Origin of the sequence: Flavobacterium sp., from assembly GCF_046317795.1 — a bacterium.
Lineage (GTDB): Bacteria > Bacteroidota > Bacteroidia > Flavobacteriales > Flavobacteriaceae > Flavobacterium.
This window is the reverse complement of record NZ_JBKCVI010000077.1, coordinates 1-9540: the sequence shown is the minus strand read 5'-3', so window position 1 is coordinate 9540 and position 9540 is coordinate 1. Positions and strand designations below refer to the sequence as shown.

At 34.0% G+C, this 9540-nt stretch carries 8 protein-coding genes and 1 pseudogene; 4 read left to right on the top strand and 5 right to left on the bottom strand.

The window, feature by feature from the left end; translation table 11 throughout:
* The 4 genes and pseudogenes from ACK5ON_RS04630 to ACK5ON_RS04615 form a co-directional block, all read left to right on the top strand.
* Positions 1–544 (top strand): annotated as a pseudogene (locus ACK5ON_RS04630) (threonine aldolase family protein); the annotation flags it as partial.
* A gap of 97 nt (positions 545–641) precedes the next feature.
* Complete coding sequence (locus tag ACK5ON_RS04625) at positions 642–2717, top strand: S9 family peptidase (RefSeq protein ID WP_409820319.1); 2076 nt, start codon at positions 642–644, stop codon at positions 2715–2717.
* 80 nt (positions 2718–2797) lie between these two features.
* Positions 2798–3835, top strand: a complete 1038-nt coding sequence (locus ACK5ON_RS04620; protein WP_409820318.1) for a PLP-dependent cysteine synthase family protein — start codon at positions 2798–2800, stop codon at positions 3833–3835.
* Between the two features lie 97 nt (positions 3836–3932).
* The gene (locus ACK5ON_RS04615) at positions 3933–5435 is read left to right on the top strand and encodes a DUF1254 domain-containing protein (protein WP_409820316.1); all 1503 of its coding nucleotides are present in this window, start codon (positions 3933–3935) and stop codon (positions 5433–5435) included.
* Positions 5436–5836: 401 nt separating this feature from the next.
* Here the strand turns inward: ACK5ON_RS04615 and ACK5ON_RS04610 are convergent, their stop codons facing one another.
* The 5 genes from ACK5ON_RS04610 to ACK5ON_RS04590 form a co-directional block, all read right to left on the bottom strand.
* On the bottom strand, positions 5837–7306 hold the full coding sequence (locus ACK5ON_RS04610; RefSeq protein WP_409820314.1) for a hypothetical protein: 1470 nt from the start codon (positions 7304–7306) through the stop codon (positions 5837–5839).
* 67 nt (positions 7307–7373) lie between these two features.
* A complete protein-coding gene (locus tag ACK5ON_RS04605) occupies positions 7374–7475 on the bottom strand; it encodes a helix-turn-helix transcriptional regulator (protein ID WP_409820323.1) in 102 nt (33 codons plus the stop codon).
* Positions 7476–7535: 60 nt separating this feature from the next.
* Positions 7536–7760 carry a hypothetical protein gene (locus tag ACK5ON_RS04600; RefSeq protein ID WP_409820311.1) on the bottom strand — a complete coding sequence of 75 codons (225 nt, stop codon included), beginning with the start codon at positions 7758–7760 and terminating at the stop codon, positions 7536–7538.
* Between the two features lie 22 nt (positions 7761–7782).
* Positions 7783–7998, bottom strand: a complete 216-nt coding sequence (locus ACK5ON_RS04595; RefSeq protein ID WP_409820308.1) for a response regulator transcription factor — start codon at positions 7996–7998, stop codon at positions 7783–7785.
* Positions 7999–8067: 69 nt separating this feature from the next.
* On the bottom strand, positions 8068–9387 hold the full coding sequence (locus tag ACK5ON_RS04590; protein ID WP_409820321.1) for a 7TM diverse intracellular signaling domain-containing protein: 1320 nt from the start codon (positions 9385–9387) through the stop codon (positions 8068–8070).
* Between the last annotated feature and the right edge of the window lie 153 nt (positions 9388–9540).

Genomic DNA, 9540 nt, shown 5'->3' with positions numbered 1-9540 from the left:
CAAACATAACATGAAATACCATCATGAGTGAGAAAGATTATTGAATGCTTTGGTTGCAAAAAATCAACAGCCAAAGCAATTTGGAGAACTATTTGATACCATTTCAGTTTGTTTTTCCAAAGGTTTGGGATGTCCAATAGGTTCAGTTTTAGTCTCTGATGCTGCAACAATTCATAGAGCGTTGCGTATTCGAAAAATATTTGGAGGCAATATGCGTCAATCGGGTTATTTGGCAGCAGCCGGAATTTATGCTTTGGAAAACAATATTAATCGATTAGAAGACGACCATAGAAGAGCGAAGGAATTAGGAATACAACTCGAACAATGCAATTGGGTTGAAAAAGTGGAACCAGTCGAAACTAATATTGTGGTGTTCTCGGCTCAACCTCCTGTTCAAGATCAACTAGTGATTGATAAGTTAAAACAAAAAGGGATTTCAATAAGTTTGCTAGCCAAAGGAAAACTAAGAATGGTAACCCATTTAGATTACAGACAAGTAATGCATGAATATGTATTGGAAACTTTGGAAAACATTGAAATTTAGGTATAAAACTGTTAATTTTTAAGTGCATAACTTTATTTTAAATTTAGAAACACTATAAAGAGTATCATTATTTTTGTAATTTAAAATAATATATTCAATGCCCGAAACTATAGTGTTACCGCCAAATGCTTCAATTATTCCTCATTCGTTGGAGAAACACGGTCATATTCGTACCGACAATTATTATTGGTTAAACAATCGGGAAAACCCTGAGGTAGTTGATTATCTCAATCAAGAAAACGAATACTACCAACAATCAACTGCTCACACAAAGGATTTTCAAAAAGAGTTGTTTGAGGAAATGAAAGCCCGCATTAAGGAAGACGATGAGTCGGTTCCTTATTTTTACAACGGTTATTATTACATAACCCGATTTGAAAAAGGAAAAGATTATCCCATTCATTCTAGAAAAAAAGGAAATTTACAAGCAAAGGAAGAAATCCTTTTTGATTGTAATGAAATGGCACAAGGGCATGCTTATTTTAACTTATCAGGATTGAGCATAAGTGAAGACAATATTTGGGCAAGTTTTGGTGTTGATACTGTTTCAAGAAGGCAATATACCATTCAAATTAAGAATTTAATAACGGGCGAAATTCTTCCTGTAAAACTCGAAAACACTACTGGTGGCGCCACATGGGCAAGTGATAACAAAACCTTATTTTATTCTCGAAAAGATGAAGTTACGCTTCGTGCCGACAAAATTTATAAACATAAAGTGGGTACAACTGCTGAAGATGACACCTTAGTTTATTTTGAGAAAGATGACACTTTTGATGTTTCTGTTTATAAATCGAAATCAAAAAAATACATTATTATTAATTTCAGTAGTACGCTAACTACCGAATACCAAACGGTTTTATCAGAAACTCCAGATGCAAAATTTAAAGTCTTTCAAAAAAGAACTCGTGGGTTAGAATACTCGATGTCGCATTATGGTGACCATTTTTATATCGTAACGAATAAGGATAAAGCCACTAATTTTAAGCTAATGAAAACTCCAGAAGCCCAGACTTCAAAAGAAAACTGGGTTGATGTGATTGCGCACAGAGAAGATGTTTTGTTGGAAGATATTGACATTTTTAAAGATTATCTAGTGGTTTCTGAACGTGCTGACGGTTTGAATAAAATCAGAATTATTCCTTGGGGTGGAGAAGGAGAGTACTATTTGCCTTTTGAAAGCGAAACCTATATGGCATATACCACCACCAATTTGGATTTTGATACTCCAATCTTGCGTTATGGTTACCAATCATTAGCCACACCAACTTCGGTTATTGATTTTGACATGCAAACAAAGCAAAAGACAATCCTAAAAGAACAGGAAGTTTTGTCCCGAGATTTCGATAGTAAATTTGATAAGAATAATTATCAAGAAGAAAGAATTTGGTCTACCGCAACAGATGGAGCAAAAGTGCCCATTTCTATGGTTTATCGAAAAGGAATGAAAAAAGAGGGTGCAAATCCAACTTTACTATACGGCTATGGATCCTATGGTGTTACGATGGATTGTCATTTTTCTTCTGTTCGATTATCGCTTTTGGACAGGGGATTTATTTTTGCTATTGCTCACATCCGAGGTGGTGAAGATTTAGGTCGTCCTTGGTATGAAAACGGAAAGTTATTAAAGAAGAAAAATACGTTTACCGATTTTATTGATTGTTCCAAGTTTTTAATATCCGAAAAATATACTTCACCTAGCCATTTGTATGCCGAAGGTGGTTCGGCTGGAGGATTATTAATGGGTGCAATTGTAAATATTTCCCCAGAGTTATACCATGGTGTAATTGCACAAGTGCCCTTTGTAGATGTGGTAACAACAATGTTAGACGAAACCATTCCATTGACTACCGGTGAATATGACGAATGGGGAAATCCAAATGTAAAAAAATATTATGATTATATGCTTTCCTATTCACCATACGACAATGTAACGGCACAAAACTATCCCAATATGTATATTGCAACTGGATTGCACGATTCTCAGGTACAGTACTGGGAACCAGTAAAATGGGTTGCCAAATTAAGAGTTTTGAAAACTGATAATAATCAATTATATTTGGATACCAATATGGATGCTGGTCATGGTGGTGCGTCGGGAAGGTATGAGGCCATTAAGGAAATCGCTAAAGAATACAGTTTTTTATTAGATTTAGAAGGAATAAAAAGATAGTTTAAAATATTTTTTATTAAATTTGCAAAGTTTATATGGCTATAAAAAGTCTTTAAACCATGCCTTGACTAATTTATTTTATGAAAGAAAATATAAAAGCTTACGATAATGTATTAGGATTAATAGGGAATACACCGCTCATTAGACTTAATAAAATCACCGAATCTTTACAAGGAAATTTTTATGCTAAGGTTGAAGCCTTCAACCCTGGTCATTCTACTAAAGACAGAATTGCATTATATATTATAGAAGAAGCTGAAAAACAAGGTATTCTATCTCCAGGAGACACTATTATTGAGACTACTTCGGGGAATACTGGCTTTAGTTTAGCTATGGTTAGTATTATTAAAGGGTATAATTGTATTTTAGCGGTAAGTTCTAAATCCTCTTTAGATAAAATTGACATGCTTCGGAGCTTAGGTGCCAAAGTGTATGTTTGCCCTGCACATGTTTCTGCTGATGATGAGCGTTCCTACTATAATGTAGCAAAGCGTTTACACGAAGAAACAAAAGGTTCTGTGTACATCAATCAATATTTTAATCAATTAAACATTGATGCCCATTACAAATCTACAGGTCCAGAAATTTGGGAGCAAACCAATGGGCAAATCACCCATTTAATTGCCTGTAGCGGAACTGGTGGAACTATATCAGGTGCTGCAAAATATTTAAAAGAAAAAAATCCAAATATTAGAATTCTTGGTGTTGATGCTTTTGGTTCGGTTTTAAAAAAATACCACGAAACCAAGGAGTTTGATGCCGATGAAATTTATCCATACAGAATAGAAGGATTAGGTAAAAACTTAATTCCAACTGCGACTGATTTTGATGTAATTGATCACTTTATGAAAGTTACCGATGAAGAAAGTGCGCACACTACCAGAGAAATTGTTAAAAAAGAAGGGTTGTTTGTGGGATACACTTCGGGTGCTGTCATGCAAGCCATCAAGCAATATGCCGAAGAAGGTGAGTTTGATGAAAACAGTAATGTAATTGCGATTTTCCCTGATCACGGTTCTCGTTATATGAGCAAAGTTTTTAGTGATGATTGGATGAACGAACAAGGTTTCTTTGATAGCATTAATGAAGAAGTTCAGAAAGTTGAGTTTATTAAGTAGGTAGGTACTTTGCTTAATCAAAACATTTTATCATTTAATTTCTAAATGTAGTTTGTTTAAATATATTATAGGAAAACATTAATTTAATATCAAATAAATGAAAAACAATACTAAAATCGCAAGATTACTATCTTTATTATTAGTAACAATTACTTTCAGTTGCAATCAGAAAGATAAAGTAGCAACTTCCAACACCGATAATACTGAGCAAACACAAACAGGTGACAATATTGTTACTCGCTTTGGTGATTTAAAATTAGAAAGTGGTTATCCTTCAGAAGATGCTATTACTAAACTCTATGACGAAAGGGATTTTCAAAGGGCTTGCCAAATACACACTTGGGCATTGCCAATGGTTGGATTTCATGGTTTACACCTTGCACAACGAGATCAACTTGGTATAAAAGACGGTGAGATATCGATGTTTTTTGACCTTAAAGATAAAAGTGGCATGCTGACACCTAACATTACAACGTTGTATGCGTTTAGTTTTTGGAACTTCAGCAAGCAAGGAGCTTTCGTAATAGATGCACCAGCTGGATTAATAGCGGGTGGACTGCTTGATCTTTGGCAGCAGCCCATCACAGATATTGGTCAAACCGGACCCGATAAAGGTGCAGGAGGAAAATATCTATTTCTTCCTCCTGGTTCTAAAATGATAGCTGTCCCAGGTTATAGGGTTTATATTTCTCCTACTGTACAAGTATGGTTTGGTACCAGAGCATTAGACCCAGACCCAAAAATTGCTGAGGAAACTATTAGGAAATTTAAAATTTACAGTTGGAACGACAGATCTAAGGCCACTGTAACCAATTTTGTTCCTGTAAATGGTAAAGCATGGACATCTGCACAACCTACTGATGCGAACTATTTTAAAATGGTGGCTGATGCGCTTGAACCAGAACCTGTGCAAACCCGTGATAGGGTTATTTATGGTATGATGGCTTCACTTGGAATTGAAAAAGGTAAAGCTTTTCAACCGGATGAGCGCTTGACCAAAATTCTGAACGAGGCGGCCATGGTGGGTGAATTGACCGCTCGGGCCAATGCTTATGAAAAAAGATTTGCCGGTTCAATTGTATGGAAGGACAAGCATTGGGAGTATGCTAACATGGTTGAATTAAATCAAGAAGATAGTAATTATACCCAACTGGATCAAAGAGCTTCATGGTTTTATGAAGCCATTGGAAACAGTACAGGAATGCAAGGAAGAATATTAGGATTTGGTCAGGTTTATCTGGAAACTTCAAAAGACAAAGCAGGCAAATGGCTTGTGGGTTCAAAGAGTTACCATTTTCATGTTCCAGCCAATGCACCAGTTAAACAATTTTGGTCTATTACCTTGTATGATAATGTTACTAGAGGTCCATTGGTAACCGATCAAGGTTCTGCAGACATGTCTTCCAGAAAAGATATTGAGAAAAATGCTGATGGCTCTGTTGATATTTACTTTGGTCCTACAAAACCTAAAGGCGCTAATAAAAATTATATTAAAACACTACCAGGCAAAGGTTGGTTTCCATACTTCCGTTTTTACGGACCAACTGAAGCTTACTTTGATAAGACTTGGCAATTGGAAGATATTGAGGAAATAAAATAATCAAATTTGAAATAGTTTTTTTTTCTTCGCATTGGATAAAACATTTTAGTAGCATTAGAGCTTAACGCAGATTTGTCAAAAAGCTGTGGTTTAGTGCTTAAAAGTTATTTCTGGAAAATAAGATATGATTAATCAAATAAATATTTGTGACGATAATATCTCTCTTCTTCAAGACAGAAAACTAGAACTTTGTCTCTAGGAATTAACTCTATTTATACGAATAAAACTTAATTTAAACCATTACCATAGTTAAGGGAATTAAGTAGCATAAAACTTAATTTCTTATTAGATTAAAATTTTTTCACATTTACTTTTTTATGTTACAACCGTAAAAAAGTAAACTATTAGATTTAATTGTTAACACCATTTTTTTAAAAAGCTACTATCGAACTCATGTTAAATTAATTTGTTGGAATCGCTGAAAGTTGATTTTCTGCCCAAAAATTGCTTCCTACCCCCGACATACTGTACGAGGTTGCTACAGAACCATATTTTTGGATATTTGCCCACATGTAATAGCGTTTGGTACTTCCGCTAGTGTTATTGATTACAGTTTGTCCATTGGCTAAACCAAAATCAGTTGGCCCCGCTAATATGCCCGAAATTAATGCACCAGAAACAATATCTGGATTTGAAACAAATATATTGCTTGTCGATAGTGTTGTTCTTACAAAGATACTTTGACCGCTAGAAAGGGTAGTTGCTCCTGCAAGAAGATAGGTGCCAAATACAATCCACTTACCGGGAGGTAAATCGATATAAACATTACAATAATTCATCGCACTTTGTGTGCCTACGGGAGTTCCGTTTCCAAAGCTAGCACCACCACCAGCAAATACTCCAATAACGGCGGGTTTTATTGCACTACTATTGACCCAAGTACCCACTCCATTCGCATCAGAAGCTAAAATTCTTCCTGCTGCTTGAGTTCCATCGGTAATTTTTACTTTTCCTATAACGTCTAGTTTTTGAGAAGGATTTGTAATTCCTATTCCCATATTACCATCATTAGTAATAACTGCCTTATCGATGTTTCCAACTCTAAAGCCAATATATCCTACACCAGTATTTTCTTTATTTATAAGAGCAAAGTTCCCATCATTAGAATGTAAAAAACCATATCCAGTTGCGTTTGCTTGGTTTTGATGAGCAAAACCTGCCCAAATACTACCAAAACCCATTTCTCCAATTATCGTATTATTTATAGCTGCATTTCCTCCTTGAACATCGAGTTTTGTTGAAGGGTTTGTTGTGCCAATGCCGACATTTCCATTATTCAAAACAGTTAGTTTTGGGGTGTTATTTGTAGTTAAGTGGAGGGAGCCAAAATTTCCACTATATGTGCCAAATTCGATGTCACTTGCGTTACCAGCATAACTTCCAAAATAACCCCTGAAGTTTCCGTTTTCAGCAAAGGAAATATACAAATCATCGCCACCATCAAAAATTACAGGATTAGATGAACTGGACACAATATGCAAATTTGTAAACGGATTATTGGTGCCAATGCCAACGTAGTCATTTACGTTAGTTGGATAAAGTTGTCCAAAACCATTTCTGTTCCACTTTTCATCATTGGTAGAAACTAATTTTGCCCAAAAGGAACCATTCCAATAATAATAACCTACGCCATTTCCGCCAACTAAAAATGGATTTGTATTGTATACTAAAAGACTCGCTGCTGGAGATACTATGGGAGATGTTGCATTTGTGACATCACTTAAATTAACTCTCGGTATAAGAAGTCCAGAAGAATTTGAATTTATATCCAAAATAGAAGACGCATCTGGGTTAGTAGTCCCGATACCAACTTGTGAGTAGCTGTTGCTAATAAAAAAAGCTATAATTAATGAAGTATAAATCTTTTTCAAAGCTATATTTTTTAGGTAAACCTATAAAAATTAATTAGCTATGTCAATCAACCTTTTGTATCATTTTTTAGCTTTTGCCATATAATTTATTTACAGCTTCGGTTTTGTTTTGAACTTGCAGTTTGGAATAAATATGGTTTAAGTGTCGTTTGACTGTACTCAACGAAATAAAAAGTTTATCTGCTATTTCCTTGTAAAGAAATCCTTTACTTAATAATTCTAATACTTCTTATTCTCTTTTAGAAAGTAAGCTAAGGATTGAATTGTTTGAAATGGTATTAAAAGTTGATAATACTTTTCGAGCAATTTTTGGTGACATGGGGCTGCCCCCTTCATGAAGTTCAATTATTGCTTCAATAATTTTTTGTGGGTTTGTATTCTTAAGAATATAACCGCTTGCTCCAGCTTTGAGCGCATCAAATACCTGATCATTATCTTCATAAATCGTAAACATAATAAATTGAATGTTTGGACAACTATTTTTTACTTCTGCTACACAATCTATTCCTGTTTTTTTTTGGTAAGTTAATATCGGTAATCACTACATCTGGATGTAAGTTGGGCAAAGCGAGAATGGCTTCTTCTGCATTAAAGAAGCATGCCTGTAAATGAAATTTATGGTTACTTTCTATAATAGATTGTAAGCCTTTTTGAATTTCAACAATATCTTCAATTATACAAATGTTTATCATTAGCTTTAATTTATCAGCAAATTAACTTTTTTTTCAAGTGAAGTCAATAGTCCTTTTGGTTGATTTTGGTTAAAGCAACCCCTTCAATGGTAAGCTAACTTGAATTGTTGTGCCATTTTGAGATAGAATAGACAACGTACCGTTCATCTTTTTTACTCTTTGTTCCATATTTTTCAAGCCGTTATTGACAATGGTTGTATTGTTTTGATGAAAACCAACACCATTATCTATGATGTGTATTTCAATCATTTCATCTCTTAGAGTAAAATGAATGTATACTTGATTTGCTTGTGCGTGTTTTACAATATTGTGAAGTGCTTCTTTAATGATTAAATAAATACTTCTTCGGTTATTGCCATTGATGTTTACATTTTCGCTATTATCAGGAATACTGATTATTACAGCAATATTATTGCTTTCCAGGTATTCCACCGCTTCAATTTTAACAAAAGAAATTAAATCGGCTAGTGTGTTATTATCTTCTTTCATCGCCCATATAATTTCACTCATGCTAGTTACTAAATCAGATGATGTCTGATTGATTTTTCTCAAATTTTCATCTAAATCAACTTTAGAAATCGCCATTTGACTTAAATAATTTATTTTAGTTAATCCACTACCCATATCATCATGCATGTCTAGGGCAATTCTATTGCGTTCATTTTCGAGAGCGGTTTGTTTTTCTAATACTATTTTTTGCATTGCGATGATTTCATTTGCATCTTTTAACAAAGCCAAACTCATACTTTCGAATTGTTTTTTATTCCGATAACTCATTGCTATTGAAAAGAAAATGATATCGATAAAGCTGCCTATCATTAGCCATTCGGGTGGATAAATACTCATGTCGTTAGATAGATTTAGGTTTGATATAAAACTTATAATCCCAAATACAAAATATAGGGCACTACCGATTAATATGAAAAGTTGAAAAGTGATGTGGCGTAATCTGAAACATTGCCACAGCATTATAAACGTGAGGAAAAATATAAAAACACGAATAGCAATAAAGCAAATACCATAATTTTCGAATTTGAAAAAGAGTTTCGCGATAACAAAAATAATTGAGTATCCTATTAAAATCGTGAGAATGGCTATCCAAGAATGATATAAAAACGTATTTTTTGATTTTTTAACTTCAATTGATTGCAGAATAAAGTTAAAATAACTTGCTAAATAAATGATTTGAAATGGTTCGATTAAATAGTCATAAATAGTTTTTTCAATTTCAGGGTTAGTCCAATAATATATAAACCTTGTCCTTTGTAAAACAAAGACACCTGTAAAAAAAAGATAAAGTAAATAATGAATTAATAGTTCATCACGATTATAAAAATACATGACAATATGATAAATAATAGCCAGAATTACTGCGCCCAGCAATACCACAGCAATTGGAGATTCTATAATTATTTCATGCACCTTTTGTATTTTTTTGAGTAAAATTTATTGCAGCGCTACTATACTTCTTTAACCGTATTTACAATCGTTCCAATACCTTCTACAGTGGCTTCAACCACATCACCATCGTGCAACCATTCT